Raw genomic sequence first — 20,539 nt, 5'->3', positions numbered from 1 at the left:
CTCACGCAACCTTTTCGATCTTCAGGCGCTGCTGACCGCGGCGCTGCTGTGATGTCACCAGGAACGCCGTGCCCTGGGCCTCGTCCGTGACAAGCAGCGGACGGCTGTCCTGTCCTGCGTGGGCGCGGCCTAGGCGCTCCGCCGCGTAGCGCAGGGAATGGAACCGCTCCATGTCGACTGTCGCGGGAAGGGCACCTTCGGACGCTCGCTGCAACAGCTCATAGAGCGGAAGGTCCAGGTCAACAACCGACCTCCCGATCTTCAAGCGGGCCGTGAGTGGCCGCCAGCCGACCACGGCGCAGCCGGCGGGGTTAAGCGTCTTTGTGCGCTGTGGCCAGACATCGACTTCGTCCGGAAGGCTGATCTGCACGAGGACGCGTGCCGTGCGGCTCTCCGTCAGGCTCTCTGTCGGCAGGAAGAATTCGTGACTCGTCTTGCGGCCGAATGCGCTGACCAGGCCATCACACACAACGTCAATGACCTGGTTTACAGCGTCATCCTGCTGTTCGACCGCAGCCTTGAACTCTGTGGGCACCACTGCTCCGAGCGGGATGCGCCCGGTGAGCCAGTGTGCGCGTACCAGGCCCCGTGCGGCGTCTGGAGGGGTACCGTCGGCCAGCGCCCGAGCCCCCGTGCTGACGGCTTCCCGGCTCCCGTCGCCCTGGCCGAGGACGCTCGTAAGCAGGCCGCCATCCGCCTGAGGGTCGATCCCTACGGCTGCGATCACGGTGTGGGCCTCATCGCTGGCCCGGTAGGACGGGTCGAGTCCGGCCAGTTCCCTGATTAGCTCGCTGTGCGGGGAGACGAAAGCGCCATTGGGAAGCAGGCCTGCCCATACGGCCTCCGCATCCGCTGTCGCAGCGATGCGGGCGACGGCCTCACACGGGTCCCCCTCGGTGCTGATTCCCCCGAGCGCAAGTTCAGCAATGCCGTCCCACAGCTGGCGGGGTGCCACGTCGCGGCCTCGCCGGAGGGCAACCTGCTCAACTGCCTCGTCCAGCGAGGTGCCGATCTGCGGATCGGCCAGCAGCGCAGCATTCGTTCGGGGCGCACACCACGCCGTGACCGTACATGTGCGGCAGCGCTCGGCCCCCCCAAGCACGCCAGCAGGATCGTGCGGTGAAAGGGAGGCAAGCATCCTGTGCAGCAAGCGTCCCTCTCCTCCTGAAGTGGGGCGCTGGTCGAGGTCGACGACAAGCACAGCTTGATCCAGCTCCTCTTTGCGTGCCGCGTCGAGCACCCGGTTTCCGGGAACGCCGAGCACCTTGAGCGCATAGGCCACTACTTCAGCCTGGGCATGCCGCTTACGCTCGGTGAACTCGCGGTGCAGTTCGAGCAGTAGACCTGTGTTGGCGGCGATGAGGGTGAAATCCCCGGCTGGAGGAACACCCTGCTCGAATCCCGCCAGGACGCCGGCGAGCCGTTCAGTCTGGCGCTCGCTCGGGCTGTCGGCGTGCGTTGCGTCCTCCACCACGCGGCTCAGCGCCTCAGCAGGCAGACGGCTCTCCAGCTGCCGGATCAGCGCGCTTTTGCCTCCCCCCGCACTTCCTGTCAGAAGCACCAGGCGGAGCAACGAGTCCGTGCTGATCTTGTCGGCCAGAGCCTCATCCACCGATGTCGCCACGTACATAGCCTGCTGCCGTGACGAGAGCCGTCCGGTGGCCACCACGCTTTCTTCGCCGGAGGCCCGCAGGGCGGCCAGGCCGGCCAGCGGGCTCGGCAGTGACCGGTCGAAGGGGTCAGGGGATACGGTCATGCGGGTTCCTCGTCAACAGGTAGAAGCTGAAGGTGGATACCGGGGAAATCACCGATCCTGTAGGCGGCAAGCCAGCCTGGTATCAGGAGATAGTCGGCTACCGCAGCGATGAGTCCGTCGGCGTCCGCCTCCCATGGATCTAGTCCGGCGCTGAAGGCTGCTCTGACGGCCTGGGTTAGAGGCCCGGGGGGTGTAAGCAGCAGTCCTCCGAGCTCGCTTGCCTCAGTCTCAGATTCGGATCCGATGTAGGGCCACCTGCATTCGGTCTCCAGTAGGAGGTGGGCTGTGGCATGTGAGATCAAGAATCGTCGGGCGACGGGTGTCTGCGCATGCCTGCCCGGCCCCACCTCCGGCGGAGGCACGGAATCTAGGCCCGCCCGTTCGCGGACGGCTCTCCACAGCCTCACGGCATCTACCGCCCGTCCATCCGGCACAAAAACAGGACTGGCCACAGACGCGGCGATCTCCGCCAAGTGCAGCTTGCGCAGGACTCGGTAGGCGGCCTCCGGGTTCGCGAGAGCCAGAGCGAGCGCGGGAGCGGTGATGAGCTTCTGGAGAGCCGGCGCGGGTCGGTCGGCGGCTTCGAAAAGGGCGTTGCCGCAGGCGAGGGCTGTACTCAGGTTCGTGAGGATGCGTTCGCTGAGGCGGTGCCGGTACTGCCCGCGCTCCAGGCGTGAGAGCACGCTGCGATCGATGTCAGCAGCACGTGCCAACTGCTCTCGGGTCATCCCGGCCCGGTTGCGGAAAGCCCGCAGGGCTTCGCCAAACGCAGCGGCAGGCCAACCTTCGGTACCTGCTTGCCGAGTTCCGTCGCCAGTCACAGGTAACACCGTGTCAGGTGAGTGGAATCTACTTCAACCGTTTCGCTGTGTCTTGTGCGCACAAGACACAGGTGGTCATTTAGAGAGTGGAAGCCGTTTGTAGGGTCACGAGGACGGCTCGGTGCAGTCCCGCTACGACCACATCACGCCCGGGAGGCGGCAGGCACTGATGATCGCGCTCACCGGGACGTGGGAGCAGGCGTCGAATGCGCGCCTGGTGATGAGCCCCGGGCTCGCCTGTAACTGCTCTGGAAGCGCTGCCAAAGACTCGCTGATAGGGCGCTGCTCTGGAGGCGATTTCCAAGATATCCTCCAGGATCTCTCCAGGGAGCCTCTAGAGAACAGTTCAGGGCTGGTGCTGATCTCTCAGCACCAGCCCTGAACTGGTATTTCACTTTCCGGGTGGCGGGATTTGAACCCACGACCTCTTCGTCCCGAAGCAACTTGGGTGGGGGTGGTGCCTTGGGCTGGTGTGAGTCTCACCTGGGCTGATGGTCCGCAGGTGTTCGCGTGCGTCCGCCGCTGTTCGTCGGCGTTGTCACGCAGTAAGACACTCATGGCTGCTGCGCAGCTTGCTTCGCTGCCGCGTTCCGGGCGTGAGCTTCGCGTCGCACTCGGCGTTCGCAGTCCGCGATCTGGCGGGCTACGGGGACGCAGGTGGCAGTTCGGATCAACCGCTCGTTTTTGCGATCGACGGAACGGACCGTTGCCTCTCAACCGACGGTGCTGTCCGCTCCGACCGTCCCGGACTGCTCCCCGTAGAAGATCCACCCGAACGGCAAGGCTTCCACGCGCAGGATCTCAAGGTCGTACGTGACGTGGCCCCGCCCGTCGTCGATCTCGGCAAGCACCAGCCGGCGTGCGTCCTCCTCGGTCAGCATCACCCCATTCTGACATGGCACCCTCACATGCTGGTTCGCGTACACCCGCTCTTGGAGTACGGTCAATTGGGCTTTACGAGCTTCGGAGACCGGGCGTCACAGTTGTCACAGGACGCTCGTAGCTGCCGCTGTCTGGCCTTGGTTGATTTCAGGCACGGATGTCACGAGGGCTTGGCTGGAACGAGGGCGAGAGGATGCCTCTCGCAGTCTGACGCGGGCCGTGACATGACTCCGGCGCCCCTTTCAGCGATGTCGGGTGCCTATGTACGAGGTTTGATCAACTTCTCGCCCCTTGGGATTGACGTCATCTGGTGAGGCAGGCCCGATAGCATCGACCTCAGATCGTCCTCTTCCTCACTAGTCGCGAAGATGACCTGGCTGCCAGCGGCCCCGTTTTCAGCAGCTCGCCTCAGGAGTTGCTGAAAGCTAAACCGAGCAGCTTCTTGCTGGCGCGGTTCATCAAAGATGAGCAGCTGAGGATGATTTGTCTGAAACTCCCGCGATACCTCCATAAAGGAAAATAGATAGGCCCAGATTACTCGAATCATATCGCTTGCCGAGAGATCGAACCCAAGGTCGAATCCTTCATGATTAGGACGATAGGTTTTCGGGGAAACATCGATTGAGCGGGGTTCGAGGGATCGGAAACCGTATGCTTCCAGCTGTGACGTCAGAGAGTCTGTAAGCGAACGGATCTTGATTTCGTCGGCAGTGGTTAGCTCCCTCCTCCTTAGAGCGGCTAGAGCTTCTTTGTTTTGCTGCCAAGTCGCCGCGAGTGATTCAAGCTCATCGATCGAAGACTCGATGGAGTCGCGGACACTGCGTAGTGCATTGAGTCTTTCCTCGGCCTTGAACCGTTGAGCCAACTTTGCGCTATCCGGCAGCGAGCTGGGGCTAATGAGGGCGTCTTTCTGCGAGCGGATGGCTGCGCGTAGACTCGCCATCTCTTCGCGCAACCTGAAAACCCTGACCTGGCTAATTTCCGCTACTCGGTCGGCATCTAATTGCATGGAGCGGAAGGTTGTCAATTCCTTATCGAGGTGCGAGATGTTGTCCTCGATAGTCAACGGATAATCGGTAATCTCAAATCCGTCGGGAAGACTTTGACCACACGTTGGGCACGCAGCATCATGCAGACTATAGTTGCCTGTTGCCCCGAGTTGCTCCAGGAGGGCTGCGTCTTTATGTTTCCGCAGGTCCTCTTCCAACGCTTCAATGCGGAGTTGCAGAGATAGAACCTGCTTTTTAGCCTGCTCCCACTCCTCAATTGCCGAGGAAAGCACGATACTAAGTTGAGTCGCCCTGTCTTGATTGAGCGACAAAGACTCTTCTATCTCAGGTGCGGCCTCGCCGACGGATGTTAGACACTGTGCATTCTGCTCCTCTAGGTCAGATGCAAGACGAGTTATCTCGTCATCGAGCGGGGCCCAGCCGGAGCCGGAATCCACTTCTAGAGAGACTAAATCTTCGCGCTGCCAGGAAGAATGCGGTTTCTTAGGGATTCCGCGTACGAGGATGCCAGCGCGAGTGGACATATCTGAAATGTTGCGCTCTACGTTTTTCCAGTCCGCTTCAATAAGTGTGATAGCCGACTCGATCCGTTGCGACTCCAACACCATGTCCATGGCGTCTAGTGACAGGATGAATTCAGCGGAACGTTTCGAAACGTCTTGAATTCCAAGGTAGGTCGGGATACGTGCTTGAACCCCTGACCAACCGTGTTTCTGCTCCACGAAGAAGTAAGGGAAGAGGCACTCAAGGTACAAAGTGCCCTCACTGCCATCCATGCGAGTCACCTTAGGAAGTTCCCACCCAAGGAATTTGGCCAGTTCATGGTGGAATCCAGCCTCCCTTTGAGCCGCTCCCGCCCTGCGAACAAAGTAATCACGCTGGGTGTATGGAGCAGTAGAGTCCGAGAGCGTGGGGCCGTTTCGTGTCCTGATCAGGGTTGTATCGAACCGTGCACTCCTGACGGGACGACCAATAGTCAGAATCTCACCCCGCCCGTTCTCGATTTCGAGCGAAACGCTCGACTCTTCGACGCGATATTCTTGCCCATCGACTTCGACCCTATCGGTCATTGCGTGTGGAAGTGGGATGTCCCGACTGGGACTCATCATCCCTTCTAGACCGAGTCCATAAATTATGGACTGGAGACAGGTGGACTTACCACTTGAGTTATCGGCTCGTAGAATATTAAGGCCAGGGCCGAACTCCAGGACAGTGCCGCAGGTGGGTCCGGTGGTGTGCACGTTGAGAGAGAGTTTCCGGATCTTCAGCATTAAGACCTCCACTCCAATAGCTCGCTCACGGACTTCTGAGTGATGCGAGCGGGTAGCGTGGCAAGGAACTCTTTCTCTGGCACTAGAACTTCCTTATTAGCCCATAGTAGGGTGGCTAGGTGCTCCCCTCTATCTGCCAGGGATACGGAAGAGTTATCGTTCCTCCTTGCCAGGCCCGTGGCGATTGCGAGATTAATTGTGCGGGTTGTCGAGGGGTCATGCCTGATAATAAGGCCGTTTGGCTTGCGATGTTCTAGAAACCACTCCGCGATGACTTTGCGGCCCTGGGTGGATCGCAGAGCCCAGGCTAGGACGTGGATCTGTTCTAGATTTGCAGTATTTGCGCGACAACGTCGCAGAATTAGCACGGCTGAAGCCAGCCTCCAACCTGTGCGAAGATCGCCAGGGATCGGGTCAGGCCGACGAGTGAATACGACGTTGCTAGAAATACCTAAGAATGCCCGTTCTAGGACTGCAACATCACTCATGATGAATCCTCGCTAAGCTCGAAGTCCAACGGGCAGCGCATGAGCCAATCGGCTATTGACCCCCATGACATGGCGTCAATAAAAGAATCATCTAGCGCAGGAACTCGGCGAGCTAGTTCCTCTTTCAGTGATCTCACGATGGTCGTCACGTCGGCCGCGCTGTTGGTGCTACCAGGAGGATACTCAAGGACTAGCTTGCGCTCTTTTCGTACCTTGCTCCCTGTTGCCGCTTCCCATTGATCCGGATACTTCTCCCGGAGGCGAGCTAGCGCATTTTCGGAATCAAGGAATTGGTTGACTAATTGCTCAAGGTAGGTGCGACTGGAGTCTGGGGATAGCTTCAGCTTGGCAAGCTTGGTGAGTGCCATATCGGCTAGTTGAGAATTCCCGGCCATCCAACTGTCTACCTCTCCTGGGGGAGTAGGGATGACGTCGATCAGCGAAATCGCTCGTTCCAAGATTTCGCTTCGCTCTTTTGCGTAGCTGGCATCGGTCGCGACGGTTACCTTGAAATCATCTGTGATGAAAGGAAGGCTTTTCGACCGCACCTCTTCCGACTTCGTGCTGGCGTGTTGAACAAGCTGGGCTGAGTCAAAAATGGGCACGAGGAAAATGTATGTGTTTATTTTGACATCGCCAAGAAGGCGTTGCAGGTCCTTTTGCTTCGTGCTGAGCTTACGCAGGTCAGTCGAAAGCTTGTCGCGTTGTTTTTCGTATCGCTCAGACGTGGATAGCGGTTCTACCGGCGCGTAGCACTGAAATGCTCGGCCGCAGAAGGTGAAGGCCTCAATTCCAAGGTCTCCTCCATGGCGGGCTGGCACCTCTTGTACCTGGTCTGCGCCATAGTGCCGGCGGGCGAGCAGGAGGCAGTACTGCTCCCACTCATCGCCGGAGTAGTGATGTGTTGTTGTCAAGTGGCCCCCCACCCTTGTGGGCTTTGACCAGCGCTGGCGTGCTGGTCCGCCTCGGTGTCGCTCCCGCCTCGGAGATCATAGGGAGGAATCTTTCCCAGGCTGCGCGGTAGCGAATCTCGGCGTCTCAAAACGAGGTTGGCGGCGGGTGTGGCCGGCGACCTGCCTGGCCTGAGGTCGGCCAAGGCCGTGGAGTCGGGCCACAGGATCGAGCCCCTTTGATGACCGGTGAAGTGCCCAGCCACTCGACCACCAGGGACAACCTCGCTACCTGTGGCTGACCGCTGCATCTGGCGTGACAGTGGTTCGAAACTCAGCCGACGACAGGCAGCTATGACGGCGGGTGCGCTGGCCAATCAGGCTAGACAGCGATAGTCGACTGTGGCCGACGCGCCTGCTTCCGTGCGCGACTTGGGCCCCCAGCTTGGGAAGCTGCGATCATCTGCGGCCGGATCGCGTGCTGACCTGGGCGAACGGCCGAGCTGTAGCTTCGTCGGGACCGGATGCTTGCACCGTGATTCCCCGCTGTTCCCCGCTCTGTCTGGTGCGCTTGTGGTGCGGCCGTGGTGCGCTTGCAACGGTTGGCAGGCTTCTCTTCAGCTCACCTGAGGTCTTCGTTGGTGGGAGAACCTTGAAGCCCCAGCGGCAAGGGTCGATGCTGACTCCCCTGGTGCCGCAAGGCTGTGGGTTCGATATGCGCATCCCGACGAGACAGGCCACAATGAGACAGAGGTTTGCAGCCCTGTGCCTGTGGCTGAAAGTCGCAGGCCGTCCAGACGGTCAAGTGGACAGGCGGAAAAACTGCGTAATCCTAGACCTCTCCCCTGCAAGCCCGATTAGCCGTGCTCGATCTAGCCGACAGTTTGCAGGGACGGCGCGATGGGACGCACCAATATGAGATACAAACTTTCCCTGCAGTCGGGGCTTCCATGCAGATAGCGACGGAGCGGATCGGTCACCTGGTGCGTCTTGTGATCGATGCTGTGAATGAGTGTAACCTGCGTTGCTTGTACTGCCATCCCGGCGAGGTTTGGCGCGAGCGCCAAATACCGATCCCAGCGGTGCGCAATGCATTCCATGCAGCCGAAAATGCGGGAGTATTCGAGGTAGTTCTGACTGGTGGTGAGATCACCATGCACCGTGATCTCCCGCAAATCCTTGAGTCCACGCACGCTCTGACGCGGACAGCGTCAACGCTGATTACCAATGCGACTCGCATCACACCTGAGGTCGCGACGGCAATAGGCAGGTCGAACCTTACTCGCGTTTGTACAAGCATCGACGGGGTGACAAACGACCTGCACGGTGCTGCACGGGGCAAGAACCTCCCGAAGGTGCTCCGCGGCCTGTCGCAACTGTGCGAAACAGGTAAGCCGATCACTGTGATCACAGTCGTTCACCGCGACAATTGGGAACGAGTGATCGAGCTGACCGAATACTTGGCGGATCAAGGACTGGCCGAGCAGCATCATCTATGTGCACCAAGCTACTCCGGTCAGGCGCGGGAACACTATCCCAGGATCGCACTGCAGGAGTGCGAGTTCCATGCCGTTCAGCGACTCGTCGATCAACACCATCATGCCATGTTGAGCCGGGGCATGTATTTGACGTTCAATTCACAATGGCCAGCGACTGGTGAACGGACGCTGGTTGTGAATCCTGGCAGAACCATCACATTGCAACAGCTGTCCGAACAGGTCAAAGACACTCTTTGCAACATTCGACCGAACGGTGAATTTCGCCTCCAGGCGGCGACGTGGGGCCGGGAGATGGTAGATAATGCGATCCTTGGGTCTGTTTATCAATATGCTGTGGCCGATCTACTGGAGAGGGCAGAATCTCTTCTAGCTTCCGGGCGACCTAAGCAGCTCCCTAGAGCGGTCGAGGCGCGGCATAAGTTTCAGATCGGTACCCGAGCAGACTCCAGCCTGACCGAGCGCGTCATCGGTCGAGTTAAGGGCGGGGCAGCCGGGGTGGAGATGGTTCCGATCGTCAGCGTAGACAAGCACTGGCTCATGGACAACCCAGCCCCCACAACAGCCCTCACCAGGCAGCTGCGTACACAGCCACAGGCGTACCGCGTGGCGACGCACCCCACCGGAACGGTCCTCATATTCGAGAAAGCGCGGTCGTTGATCACTCTACTGCGCCCCGATGAGTGGCATACTGTCGCTGCGTCCTTCGCAGCATAAGGATCGAACAAGCATGAACCGTTCAGTCGATAGCGCATACGGGCTGCTCTACGCCGACGATGGCCTCGGACAGCTATGCAATAAGGCACTTCTAGAAGCCCCGGCAGACCATCTAACGCGCATGATGGTGCTCTGTCACCTTGCCGCCCCCACGACGCCTGCAGTTCACTTGGCCGAAGCGGTCGGTGGCGACCTCAATGCTGTACGGAGCGCTTACCATTATTGTCGAGATGGCCGGCCAGTGTCACAACTGGTCGAGTCTTTGTTCTATCCCTACAGATTGCGCTGGTCTTTTGCTGCTGCGACTGTGGCCGAATGGCGGCGGACACCTGATCGCCCTGCTCGTATTCTGGCACACGAGCCTGCAATCGCCGACACAGTAGAGATTCACCCTACGCGCGGAACATGTAATTACCGTTGCGCTATGTGTCTCTGGTCGGACCAGCAGGACCTCACCTATACCACGAAGCAGCTGGACCGTGATGGAGTGATGACTCTCGCCGAGTGGAGGAGAATTCTCACCGAACTGAATCAGCAGGGTGTCCGCCGTCTCGTCGTGTCGGGTGGCGGCGAGGCGCTGATTAATCCAGACCTGCCAGAAATCTTGCACACAGCTGCCGACCTTGGCTTCGAAATCTGCGTATACACCACGGGCTTCAGTATGAGGCCTGGAACAACCTTGGCCGAAGCGCTGATGCGCTGCCATCGCATCCGGTTTAGCATCCACTCACCGGACGCATCTACTTACGAGCGAATTGCGGGGACTCGGCCTGCGCAGCGTGCCTTCGATCGCGTAAAGCGAAATGTCCGTGCAATTCTAGATGTTCGGGATGAGGCTCCCCATGTGGGAATCGGCTTCGTAATCCAAGTGCTTAACTATTGGCAGATCGAGAGGATGGTCGAGTTCTCTGAAGAGCTGGGTGTCGATTGGCTTGACATACGAAAGGATGAAGTAGACGTCACCGAAGGGCTAACCGATGGCCAACTTGAGGTAGTGCGAGACCAGTTGCGCCGAGTTCGCTCTCGCTCCTCCGGCAGGATGCGGATTGACATTGGTGACGAACTAGTTTCCGTGGCAAATGGCCAGACAGTTGATCGCAGTCGCACTACGGAATGTCTTGCACGCTATTTCCGTCCTACGATCGGCGCCTACGGGCACTACACCCCATGCGACTTGCAAGCCGAACCGCGTTTCGCAGAGTCCAGCTTCAACCTCGGAGTGGTGAAGAATTCTGGAATCACAGACGTGATAACGGACTCGTCTGGGCGGCGAATCCCCGACGAGTGTTCCCAATGTATGCCCAGCTCGCGCACTGGCAACGCAGTTCTCCATAAGCTTTTGGCTGATCTGCAGGCAGGAATCGGTGTCAGCGAACAGCCCTTCTCACGCAATCTCCACTGAGCGTGACTTCACGAGGTGGGGCGGCGCCGGAGATTTCTCGTCCCGTGCCGGATGACCTGAGTGAGATGTTTGGCGGTCATGAAGGAAGTTATGACCGGCTACGTAGGTCGGCGGAGCGGCTTTGGGGTGGCGCTGCTTTGGCGCGAGTGATCATGGCCCCGAAAGCTTCCGGCGCGTCGGGCAGTCTGTGGACCTGCCCGGTAAAGCACGACGTTGGGGCCATGATCTTCGAGGCTCGCGCCAAAGTGGCTCCGTAAAGCCGTGGAGCCGACCGCCCCAGCCACGACGTACCCCTTCTCTGGCATCAGGTGGCTGATAGCTCTGAGCGCGGCACGGGCGCCGGCCGGGCTGGAGCGGGGCGGAGACAGGAGCGCAGGCCCGGCCGGGGGCCGTGCCGCGCGCGGGGAGCGGAGCGAGCCGCCTTGATCACGTAAAGAAAGTCTGAGCCAACTCGGGTTCGGCTACAGCCTGAACGACAGTTCCAGCTCGTCGCCCGGTAGGTGGAACTCCTCCAGGGCCAAGGGCTTGTCCGCCTCCCCCAGCGTCACGCGGATGACATGCAGGAGCGGCACCCCGTCCGCGAGTCGGAGGGCCTGGGCTTGGTCTGGGAGCGGCATCCGGGTGCGGACGTACTCCGTGAAGTGGAGTTCGTGGCCCAGGTTGGCGAGTGCGCTGTAGAGCTCCGGCGCCGGCGGCGGTGCCTCCTCCTCGTACTTGGTGTCGATCAGTAGTGAGAACGGCACGTACGTCCGGTGGAGTTGCCGGAGGCGGCCATGGTCTGCCGTCTGTAGGGCGTCGTACGTGAACATCGGCTCGCCCGGCGGGATGCGGAGTAGGTCCGCCAGGGCCAACGGGGCGTCGGTGCGGGTGGCTACGGGCGGCTCGGCGTCGGTCCAGCGGATGCCGTCGGCCTCGACGTAACGGCCGTCAGGGGCCCGGCGTACGCCGCGCGGGCGCGTGTGGCTCGGGCGGCCATGGGGTGAGCGGGCGAAGGTGCCGCGGCCCATGATGGCCTCGACGAGACCAGATGCCCGTAGCTCGGAGAGGCCCTGACGGACTGTGGGACGCGTCACGCCGAACTGCTTCGCCAACGCCTCCTCCGACGGGAGCGGTTGGCCGGCTGGGAAGGTGCCGTCCAGGATGCCATCGCGCAGGTAGTCGGCGATCTGCCGGTACTTCGGCTGCGTGTTCTTCGGTGGCATGGGGGCCCTCCCTGGCCGGGGCTTCTGCGGCTGCGCGTCGTCGTGGACGGCTTGTCTACGAGCGTGCACAGCTTCTCTCATCGCCAGGTCGATTGACAACCCGTACTACGGGTTGCACTCTTGTCTGCGTCACCCGTAGTACGGGTGGTCTAGCAGCCCGAAGGATCCGTCTTTGGGCACCAGAGAAGAGGAGATCCGAACAGTGGCAAGCCTTCCGATCGACACCGCGAAGTACACGGGGATCATCTGCGCCGTACCCCCGGCCCCGCGGGTCGCCAACCGAGAGACCGGTCAGCTTCGCGTCGACCGCGAGACCGGCAAGACCATGTACCAAGTCGGGCTCTGCCTGATGGCTGGGTCGTCGGCGGACGTCGTGAACGTGAGCGTGGCCGGTGAACCGAGTGGCGTGCAACTCGGCATGCCGGTCGCCGTGCGGGACCTGGTCGCCACGCCGTGGGAGAACGAGGGGCGCCACGGGATCGCCTTCCGTGCTGCGGAGATCCGACCCCTGAACACCCCCGCCCCGGCGGGTAAGGGGGCCGCGCAGTGATGAACCTGGCCTCCACGACTTCGGCCGGTGCGTCCGGGCCGAGTTGGTTGGTGGTGGCCGTAGTGCTGGTGTCGGGCCTGCTCCTGGCGGGCCCGGCCCTGCGCCGCCGCTACCCCATTGCCTGGTGGCTGTTACTCGGCTTCCCGGTCGCCGCCTTCCGCGTCATGCAGACCTGGCGGCAACTGATGGCCGGGTGTGGACTCGCGGTCAGCCGGCGGCCGGCGCTGACGGTCGTGTCCGGGCTCGTCGGCAACGGGGCGCCTCCGCCTCAGCCGCGGGTGCCTCGTCGCGGGCTCATACGCCCGACCTCCGGCGGGTTCTTGCTGCTGGTACGTCTGTTACCGGGCCAGGTCCCGGAGGACTTCGTCAAGGCTGCGTCTGCCATGGCGGAGGACTGGCAGGTTCACGCGGTGCGGGTGACCTCCTGGAAGCCGGGCGTCGTACGGATAGTCGCCTCGGCGGCCGACCCGTTGGCCGCTCCTCGGATACCCAAGCAGCGGGGCCCTGGTCATCTGCTCAGGGTGACCGTGGGCGCGCTGGAGACCGGTGCCGCGTGGGTGCTCGACCTGCGGCGCGTGCCGCACTGGCTGATCGTGGGCGCCACCCGCTCCGGCAAGTCCACGCTGATCAACGCCCTCGTCGCGGGGCTGGCTCCGCAACCTGTCGCCCTCGTCGGCATCGACTGCAAGGGCGGCATGGAATTGTCCCTCTACGAACCGCGGTTGTCCGCCCTCGCGACCAACCGTGAACAGGCGGTCCGGCTACTGGCCGCGCTCGTGGACCTGACCCTCGACCGCATGACCGTCTGCCGGACGGCTCGCGTGCGCAACATCTGGGGTCTGCCGGACAAGGAACGCCCGGTCCCCGTCGTCGTGATCGTCGATGAGCTCGCGGAACTGTTCCTTGTCGCGAACCGGAACGAGAAGGACGAAGCTCAGGCGGCCGGTACAGCACTGATCCGACTTGCCCAACTGGGCGCGGCCCTGGGGGTGTTCCTCGTCGTCGCCGGCCAACGTGTCGGCTCCGACCTGGGACCCGGTGTCACTGCACTGCGGGCACAGCTCGGCGGCCGGGTCTGCCACCGCGTCGCTGACCCCGGTACGGCCGAAATGGCGCTCGGGGATCTGAATCCCGACGCCCTGAAGGCGGCTCAGGCCATCACGCCGGAACAGGCCGGTACAGCGGTCCTCGCCTCCGGCGACGGCTGGGAGCGGGCCCGTTCGCACCTGATCACGGAGGCAGAGGCGGAAGCCGTCGCCGCCGAGTACGCGCACCTGACTCCCGTCCTGTCCGAACTGCACGTAGAAGCGCCGTGAAAGGGGCCTGCCGTGCTGGTGTCCATGTCCGCCGTCCTGCTGCTCGGCCTGTTGATCTGGTTCCTTCTCCGCATCCGGTACCTGCGGTGGGTCGACGTGCTGCTCTGCGGAGCCTTCGGCTTCCTGCTGTCCAAGACCATGGCCGCGCCGTTCGCTCAGGCCTTCCTCGACGGCGTGAACGGCTTGCTCGGCCAACTCCGCTTCTGAAACCACCGGTTGACCCGAGAGGGGTACATCCCGTGTCTGCATACGTCATCCGCTCCGGTGACCGTACCGCGTTCCTGGCCGGTCTGCGGGAGCTGGTCGACTTCCTGACAGCCAACCCCGCGGTCGTCGTACCGCGCCATGCATCCGTCGCCCTTCTGGTCGACGCATCCGACTCCGCCGGTCGGCGAGAGGGAGTGGAGTGCGTCGCCACTCCGCTCGGTGTGTCCACGGAGGACCTCGGCCAGGGCTACTTCGACGCCCGCCGCGAGTTCGGACCGATCACGTACGTCGTCGTCGCGACCCCGCCCAAGGAACGGCAGTGATCGCCCGCACGAAGGGCTCCCGACGGGGCGCGAAGTCGCCAAACCCGACCCCGTCAGGAACCCACTCCATCCGCCACATGAGCAGTGAAAGGAGCACTCACACTTTGTCCACCGCGCATCATTCGCGCAAATCCCCGCTGCCCGACTGCGAACTCAGGCAGCGAGACTCGGAGGTCTCGACCTGCGCCGGACGGGAACAGGTCGTCCTCGTCGGGCTCGACGACACCGAGCAACGCCTGTGCCCCGCGCACGCGGCGGCACTCTGGCTCACGGATCCGACGTTCCGCTTCAGTGCCAAGACTCGGCCCGAGGGCATCTCGGCCGTGATGGCGCATGCGTTCGGCGGTGGGGGTGGTCGCCGATGACCAAGACCCTCACGACGAACGCTGCTGCCCTGGTCGCCAGGGCATCTGAGGCGGACTTCGCGGCCTGGAGGCGGAACATCGACCGGCTCGGCGGCTGCACCAACCCGATTCACCTGGTCGGTGCGGCGACCGTCTATGACACGACCACGGGCGCGGCCCTGCTCTCGTACGGCTCGGACGTCTACGGCGGTCGCCTGCTCGTCGCGTGCGGCAACCGGCGGGCGACGGTCTGCCCGGCCTGCTCGGCCCTGTACCGGGCGGACACGTACCAACTGGTCCGGGCCGGGCTTGTCGGCGGGAAGAACGTCACGGAGGCGGTGAGCGGCTACCCGCGCGTGTTCGTCACGCTCACCGCGCCCAGCTTCGGCCCTGTGCACACACGGCGGGAACACGATGGGCGTGTACGGGCCTGTCGTCCCCGCCGGGCGGGGGAATCGTGTCCCCATGGTCGGCCGATCGGATGCCTTGAGCGTCATTTGGTGGACGATCTCCGTCTCGGCGAGCCGCTCTGCCCGCGCTGCTACGACTACGCGGGCGCCGTCCTCTGGCATGCGTCCGCCGGTCGGCTCTGGCATCGGTTCGGGCTGGAGCTGCGGCGTGAGGTTGCTCGACGTGCCGGGCTGTCGCGCACGGAGTTCGGGGAAGTCGCCCGGCTCTCGTACGCGAAGGTCGCCGAGTACCAGCGGCGTGGGTTGGTCCACTTTCATGGCGTGATCCGCCTCGACGGACCGGAGGGGCCCGACTCGTCCCCACCGGGATGGGCGACCGTGCCGCTGCTGATCGACGCTGTTCGGGAGGTGGCTGGTCAGGTGCGGCTGGCCGCTCCGGGGGCGGATGTCGTTGGCACGCGGGAGCTCCGCTTCGGTACGCAGGTCGACGTACGGCCGGTCACCTCATACAGGCGGAATGCGGGGGAGCGGCCTGCCTCCGCGGCGGCCGTGGCGGGCTACATCGCCAAGTACGCCACGAAGGGAGCCGAGTCTGCCGGCGCGGTGGACGGTCGGATCTACCACGCGCGGGACATGGTCATGCTGCCGGTACGGGCACACGTGCTGCGCATGATCGGTACGTGCTGGTGGCTCGGCGGTCTGCCGGAGTTCGAGCCGCTCGGGCTGCGTCGGTGGGCTCACATGCTCGGGTACGGCGGGCACTTCTCCACCAAATCACGCCGCTACTCGACGACCCTGACCGTGCTCCGACAGGCTCGTGCCGATCACCGTGCGGAGCAGCAACGGGCTTCCCTCGGCCTGGTCGACGGTCCGGCGGTCACGGTCGGCCAGTGGCGTTACGCGGGTCGCGGCTACTCGCCGGCGGCGGCGCTCCTGGCCGCTTCCGTGCGGGAGGGCGGTGGTCTTCATGACGCGTGACAGCCGCGCGAAGGCGGCCGAACTGCTCACGGTCCGCCAGGTGCTCGACGAGCTGGGCGGCATCTCGCGGCGCACCTTCTATCGCTGGCGGGAACTGCGCCTCGCTCCGCCCTGCATACGGCTGCCGAACGGGGAGCTCCGGGTTCGGCGGGACGTGCTCAACGACTGGTTGGAGGAGCGGGCGGAGGGGGCTGCATCGTGAAGTCGTACAAGGTCGTCATCTGGAAGCTGAGCATCAACCGCTCCGCGAAGAAACCGACGTACCTCGTTCGCTGGTCCGTGGAAGGAGAGCCGTTCCACGAGTCGCACAAGACAAAGGCGCTGGCGGATCGCTTCCGCGCGAAGCTGCTTCGGGCGGCGGACAAGGGCGAGCCGTTCGACACTGTGACTGGTCTGCCAGACTCGTTGCGGGGTGGCAAAGCCGCCTTGTCGTTCCTGGAGCTGGCGCTCAAGTACATCGATGCCCGATGGGCGGAGGCTTCGGCGAAGCAGCGGGACAGCATTACGGACGCCTTGGCAACGGTCCTTCCCGCGCTGGTGAAACAGGTTCGTGGCCGACCTGCTCCGGCTGACCTCAGGCGGGCGCTGCGGTCCTACGTGTTGCCTCCGCCTCGGCGGGAGCGCGAGCGGCCCGAGGAGATCGCGTCGGCGGTGAAGTGGATTGAGAAAGCATCGCTGCCGGTGGCGGAACTCCAAGAGATCGCCCGCGTACACGACCTGATCGACGCGCTCACAAGGAAGCTCGACGGGAAGCCTGCGGCTACGCAGACCTATCGGCGGCGCCGTGCCGTGGTCTTCAACGCACTTGAGTACGCGGTGGAATTGGAGGCGCTGCAGTCGAACCCGCTGAGTAGAGTGCGGCGCAAGCGGGGGAAACGGGCGGTTCAGGAAGTCGACCGTCGGGTGGTGGTCAACCCTCGGCAGGCGCGGGAGCTGCTGACCGCGCTCACGTACGTGGGCGGCTACGAGCGGGCGAGTGGTCGACGACTGCGCGCGTTCTTCGGCTGCCTGTACTACGCGGCCATGCGGCCCGGTGAGGCGCTCGGCCTGCGGCTCTCGGACTGCACCCTCCCGGAGAAGGGTTGGGGCCGTATCGACCTGGCGGAGACCCGACCCACAGCCGGCAAGGCGTGGACCGACTCAGGTGAGGCGCACGACCGGCGGGGCCTGAAGCAGCGGGCGGATGGTGAGGTACGCATCGTGCCGATACCGCCGCCTCTCGTACATCTGCTGCAGGACCACATCAAGGAGTTCGGCACGGCGAAGGACGGCCGGCTGTTCGCGAGCGAGCGGGGCAATGTCGTAGCGGCGTCCTCGTACTCGCGCGCGTGGAAGCAGGCCCGCATGCTGGCCTTCCCGCCCGAACAGGTCGCCTCCGTCATGGCGACTCGCCCCTACGACCTCCGACACGCCGGCGTCTCCCAATGGCTCAACTCAGGTGTCCCCGCTCCGGAGGTGGCGGCTCGCGCCGGCCACTCAGTGGACGTGCTCCTGAAGATCTACGCGAAGTGCATCGACGGCCAGGAAGAGGAGATGAACGACCGGATCATGCAGGGGCTTGGTGACTACTCGGAGGACTGACACAACGCCTTGACCAATACGGGACCCCGGACTGCTCGCAGTCCGGGGTCCCGCCTGTCGGGAGGCGTATACCCTCCTGGGCTGTGGGGTCGGAGAGCGATCCGGCCGGGTCCGATTGGGGAGGCGCTATGGTGCCCGAGCCCGTGAACACGCCTGCAGAGACCCGCGTTCGCCTGAAGGGCGGTGGTTATGCCGTCCTCACACTCGCGGACGTCGCTGTCGCTGCCCTGCATACGCCCGAAAACGATAAGTACGACGTGCTCGCGGTGGTCGGTGGGAAGAACGTCCCCGCCCTCGTGCTCGCGCGGGAGGCGTTGAAGGGCCGAGACCCGTGGAACACCAATGTCGCCGAGATGGCTCTACGCGATCTCGGGTTCAGCATCTTGGTGCGGCGCCGGTTCGACAACGCCACCGGCGAGCCGGTGTGCCTCACCCGTGAGCAGATCAACAACTCTTCGATCTGACCTAACGATGTCTCTGACAGGCTCGATCGAATGCCGGTCCTCGGAGTACGAGCGGCTGGGGCTTTCTGGCCTGTCCACAGGTGGTCCACACGGCTACGCTCAGGGTCTCGCGAAGCGCGTTCTGACCTGCCATGAAGCCCGACAAGATCATTACGTCGTCATTACGTGATCACTGACAAACGGCTGCTTCCGGCGGCATTCGCCTGCACATACGCGAAGACCCCGGCCTCAGCGTTTCCGCTGGTGACGGGGTCTTTGGGCACCTTATGAAGGGTGCCCCCGGCAGGATTCGAACCTGCGCACACGGCTCCGGAGGCCGTTGCTCTATCCCCTGAGCTACGGGGGCGTGTCGGTGTGAGCTGGTGGCTCGTGGCGACGGGTAGAACACTACCAGCTCCCTCGGGGTGATCAGGAACGGGTTTCGCGGGGGCGGTTCGCGGGCGTGGGTTCCCCCGCGCGGGGTGGAAGTGGGGAAAACCCGGACGCGGTGGCCGGTCCGCACCTACTCTCGAGTTGTGCCAGGCGCGTCGGGTCGGGTGCTTGTTGTGGACGACAACAAGGTCATCCGGCAGTTGATCAGGGTCAATCTCGAGCTGGAGGGTCTCGAGGTCGTGACCGCGGCCGATGGTGTCGAGTGTCTGGATGTCGTTCATCAGGTGCGGCCCGATGTTGTGACCCTCGATGTGGTCATGCCCCGGCTGGACGGACTGCGGACCGCCGCACAGCTGCGTTCCGACCCCCGGACGGCTCACCTTCCCCTCGCCATCGTCAGCGCCTGTACGCAGCACGAGGTCGACAGCGGTCTTGACGTCGGCGTCGACGCCTTCCTCGCCAAGCCCTTCGAACCCGCCGAACTCGTGCAGCTTGTACGGCAGTTGCTGGAGGGGAGTCGGGAGGGGCGAGGTCCGGAGGAGGGGGACACTCCCCTTGTCGGTGGCGTCCTCGGGGCCGGCGAGACCGAGCGGGCCGGTCGGGCCGGCGGCTGATCCACGCTGGGCGTTGACGATTCCCGCGCATCGGCTCGCAATGACATCGGCGGTCCCAAGAACCGCATCCGGTACCCGGTACCGAGCACTTGATAACCCGGTACCTGCTACCGAGTACTTGATATCCGGTACCTGCTACCGAGTACCTGCTACCCCGTACCGTGCCTGCGCTCCGCATACGTGCACCCCGCACTTCGCACCCCAGACGGCGCCCGGTATACCGACCCGTGCTCCCGCACCCACTACCGCCCCCCGCCAGTCCACATACCGGAACCCCGCGAAACCCGCTCGCCCACCCACCCCCCTCCTCCCATACGCTTGTCCCGTGACCCCCGTCGAGCTCTCCCGCACCGTGCTGCGCGCGGTGCGTCGTGCTGTCGATGACGGGGAGCTGGACGTGGTCGTGCCGGGGCGGGCCGACGTCGCGCCCCCGGGGCCCGGCGGCTGTGGGGACTACGCCAGCAACGTCGCCCTCCAGCTCGCCCGGCCCGCCGGGCAGCCGCCGCTGCGGGTCGCCGAGATCATCCGGCAGCGCCTCGCGCAGAGCGACGGCATCAGCGAGGTCGTCGTCACCGGGCCCGGGTTCCTCAACATCAGCCTGCGGGGGAGCGGAGACGCCCTCGTGCGGGAGGTGCTGCGACTCGGGCAGCGGTACGGCCATGCCGACCGGCCCACCGGGCAGCTCGTGCAACTGCACGCGCCCCACGAGGTCCGCGCCGTCGTCATGATGGACGCCGCCGCCCGCATCCTCCGCTCCCAAGGAGCCCTCGTCCGCACCAGCTGCGTCGCCCGCCCGGAGCCGGCCTGGACCGACATCCTCGGCGTGGAGGTCGACGCGTACGGCACCCCCGAGACTCCCGCCCCTCTGGACGCCAACGTCCGACCCGCACCGGCACCCCCCACCGACCCCACCCCCCTCGGCCGGGACGCCGCCCGCTGGGCGCTCCTCCACCCCGCGCCCCACGACCGGCCCCGCATCACCGCCGACCATCTGGTCCAGCGTGAGAGCAACCCTCTCTTCCGGGTCCGTTACGCCCACGCCCGCACCCGGGCCCTCACCCGTAACGCCGGCGACCTGGGCTTCCACGCCGAGCCCGGGGACATAGACCCACGGGACGCACAGGCGGCGGTACCGGACACCGCCGTACCGGAAACCCTCGTACCGGAAACCGCCGTACCGGACACGACCGCTCTGCGTAACGCCCTCGCCGATCACCCCCGTGTCCTCCAGGCCGCCGCCTCGCACCACGCCCCCGACCGCCTGGCCCGGCATCTCGTCACCGTCGCCGATGCCGTTCTCCCCTTTCTCGTAGCCGTCCTTCCGCGTGGTGCGGAGAAACCCTCGGCCGCCCACCGTGCCCGGCTCGCGCTCGCCGAAGCCGCCGGGGCGGTGCTGGCCGGTGGCCTGTCCCTGCTCGGCATCGACGCACCCGAACACCTCTAGA

At 63.9% G+C, this 20,539-nt stretch carries 19 protein-coding genes and 1 tRNA gene; 13 read left to right on the top strand and 7 right to left on the bottom strand.

Features of this window, described 5'->3' with window-relative positions:
• Position 1: 1 nt before the first annotated feature.
• From ABZT93_RS12145 to ABZT93_RS12125, 5 genes are all read right to left on the bottom strand, one after another.
• Positions 2–1,756: a hypothetical protein gene (locus ABZT93_RS12145; RefSeq protein WP_356102613.1), complete on the bottom strand. Its 1,755-nt coding sequence runs from the start codon at positions 1,754–1,756 to the stop codon at positions 2–4.
• A complete protein-coding gene (locus tag ABZT93_RS12140; RefSeq protein WP_356102611.1) occupies positions 1,753–2,577 on the bottom strand; it encodes a helix-turn-helix transcriptional regulator in 825 nt (274 codons plus the stop codon). Before ABZT93_RS12140 ends, ABZT93_RS12145 begins: the two co-directional genes overlap by 4 nt.
• Positions 2,578–3,290: 713 nt before the next feature.
• Positions 3,291–3,458, bottom strand: a complete 168-nt coding sequence (locus ABZT93_RS12135) for a hypothetical protein (protein ID WP_356102608.1) — start codon at positions 3,456–3,458, stop codon at positions 3,291–3,293.
• Positions 3,459–3,718: 260 nt separating this feature from the next.
• The gene (locus tag ABZT93_RS12130; RefSeq protein ID WP_356102605.1) at positions 3,719–5,245 is read right to left on the bottom strand and encodes a hypothetical protein; all 1,527 of its coding nucleotides are present in this window, start codon (positions 5,243–5,245) and stop codon (positions 3,719–3,721) included.
• 979 nt (positions 5,246–6,224) lie between these two features.
• Positions 6,225–7,142, bottom strand: coding sequence for a hypothetical protein (locus tag ABZT93_RS12125; RefSeq protein ID WP_356102602.1), 918 nt, complete (start codon positions 7,140–7,142; stop codon positions 6,225–6,227).
• A 926-nt stretch (positions 7,143–8,068) separates the two neighbouring features.
• On the opposite strand from ABZT93_RS12125, the gene ABZT93_RS12120 reads away from it, so the two are divergent.
• Both ABZT93_RS12120 and ABZT93_RS12115 read left to right on the top strand, forming a co-directional pair.
• Complete coding sequence (locus ABZT93_RS12120; RefSeq protein ID WP_356102599.1) at positions 8,069–9,331, top strand: radical SAM protein; 1,263 nt, start codon at positions 8,069–8,071, stop codon at positions 9,329–9,331.
• Positions 9,294–10,733 carry a radical SAM protein gene (locus tag ABZT93_RS12115; protein ID WP_356102596.1) on the top strand — a complete coding sequence of 480 codons (1,440 nt, stop codon included), beginning with the start codon at positions 9,294–9,296 and terminating at the stop codon, positions 10,731–10,733. The genes ABZT93_RS12120 and ABZT93_RS12115 overlap by 38 nt, the downstream gene beginning before the upstream one ends.
• Positions 10,734–11,194: 461 nt before the next feature.
• Here ABZT93_RS12115 and ABZT93_RS12110 read toward each other — a convergent pair whose 3' ends face one another.
• Complete coding sequence (locus ABZT93_RS12110) at positions 11,195–11,935, bottom strand: GntR family transcriptional regulator (RefSeq protein ID WP_356102593.1); 741 nt, start codon at positions 11,933–11,935, stop codon at positions 11,195–11,197.
• A 202-nt stretch (positions 11,936–12,137) separates the two neighbouring features.
• On the opposite strand from ABZT93_RS12110, the gene ABZT93_RS12105 reads away from it, so the two are divergent.
• The 9 genes from ABZT93_RS12105 to ABZT93_RS12065 all read left to right on the top strand — a co-directional run bounded on the left by ABZT93_RS12105 (position 12,138) and on the right by ABZT93_RS12065 (position 18,108).
• A complete protein-coding gene (locus ABZT93_RS12105; protein WP_356102590.1) occupies positions 12,138–12,485 on the top strand; it encodes a hypothetical protein in 348 nt (115 codons plus the stop codon).
• The gene (locus tag ABZT93_RS12100) at positions 12,485–13,801 is read left to right on the top strand and encodes an FtsK/SpoIIIE domain-containing protein (RefSeq protein WP_356102587.1); all 1,317 of its coding nucleotides are present in this window, start codon (positions 12,485–12,487) and stop codon (positions 13,799–13,801) included. The genes ABZT93_RS12105 and ABZT93_RS12100 overlap by 1 nt, the downstream gene beginning before the upstream one ends.
• 12 nt (positions 13,802–13,813) lie before the next feature.
• The gene (locus ABZT93_RS12095; protein ID WP_356102584.1) at positions 13,814–14,008 is read left to right on the top strand and encodes a hypothetical protein; all 195 of its coding nucleotides are present in this window, start codon (positions 13,814–13,816) and stop codon (positions 14,006–14,008) included.
• A gap of 32 nt (positions 14,009–14,040) precedes the next feature.
• Entirely contained in the window at positions 14,041–14,331 is a 291-nt protein-coding gene (locus ABZT93_RS12090) for a hypothetical protein (RefSeq protein WP_356102581.1), read from the top strand.
• A gap of 104 nt (positions 14,332–14,435) precedes the next feature.
• Positions 14,436–14,696 (top strand): hypothetical protein, encoded by a 261-nt coding sequence (locus ABZT93_RS12085; protein WP_356102578.1) that lies wholly within the window; start codon positions 14,436–14,438, stop codon positions 14,694–14,696.
• Positions 14,693–16,063 (top strand): replication initiator, encoded by a 1,371-nt coding sequence (locus ABZT93_RS12080; protein ID WP_356102576.1) that lies wholly within the window; start codon positions 14,693–14,695, stop codon positions 16,061–16,063. Before ABZT93_RS12085 ends, ABZT93_RS12080 begins: the two co-directional genes overlap by 4 nt.
• Positions 16,053–16,265, top strand: coding sequence for a helix-turn-helix domain-containing protein (locus ABZT93_RS12075; RefSeq protein WP_356102574.1), 213 nt, complete (start codon positions 16,053–16,055; stop codon positions 16,263–16,265). The genes ABZT93_RS12080 and ABZT93_RS12075 overlap by 11 nt, the downstream gene beginning before the upstream one ends.
• Positions 16,262–17,644 carry a tyrosine-type recombinase/integrase gene (locus tag ABZT93_RS12070; RefSeq protein WP_356102571.1) on the top strand — a complete coding sequence of 461 codons (1,383 nt, stop codon included), beginning with the start codon at positions 16,262–16,264 and terminating at the stop codon, positions 17,642–17,644. The genes ABZT93_RS12075 and ABZT93_RS12070 overlap by 4 nt, the downstream gene beginning before the upstream one ends.
• Positions 17,645–17,772: 128 nt before the next feature.
• The gene (locus tag ABZT93_RS12065; protein ID WP_356102568.1) at positions 17,773–18,108 is read left to right on the top strand and encodes a hypothetical protein; all 336 of its coding nucleotides are present in this window, start codon (positions 17,773–17,775) and stop codon (positions 18,106–18,108) included.
• A gap of 274 nt (positions 18,109–18,382) precedes the next feature.
• On the opposite strand, the gene ABZT93_RS12060 is transcribed toward ABZT93_RS12065, so the two are convergent.
• Positions 18,383–18,454: transfer RNA gene (locus tag ABZT93_RS12060), tRNA-Arg, on the bottom strand.
• 121 nt (positions 18,455–18,575) lie between these two features.
• On the opposite strand from ABZT93_RS12060, the gene ABZT93_RS12055 reads away from it, so the two are divergent.
• On the top strand, positions 18,576–19,094 hold the full coding sequence (locus tag ABZT93_RS12055) for a response regulator (protein ID WP_356102565.1): 519 nt from the start codon (positions 18,576–18,578) through the stop codon (positions 19,092–19,094).
• 325 nt (positions 19,095–19,419) lie between these two features.
• Complete coding sequence (gene nrtL, locus ABZT93_RS12050; RefSeq protein ID WP_356102562.1) at positions 19,420–20,538, top strand: ArgS-related anticodon-binding protein NrtL; 1,119 nt, start codon at positions 19,420–19,422, stop codon at positions 20,536–20,538.
• Position 20,539: the final 1 nt, after the last annotated feature.

The sequence above is a fragment of the Streptomyces sp. NPDC005303 genome (genome assembly GCF_040607335.1).
Classification (GTDB): domain Bacteria; phylum Actinomycetota; class Actinomycetes; order Streptomycetales; family Streptomycetaceae; genus Streptomyces.
Note: the sequence above shows the minus strand (reverse complement) of the source record. Positions and strands in the feature narration are given on the sequence as shown.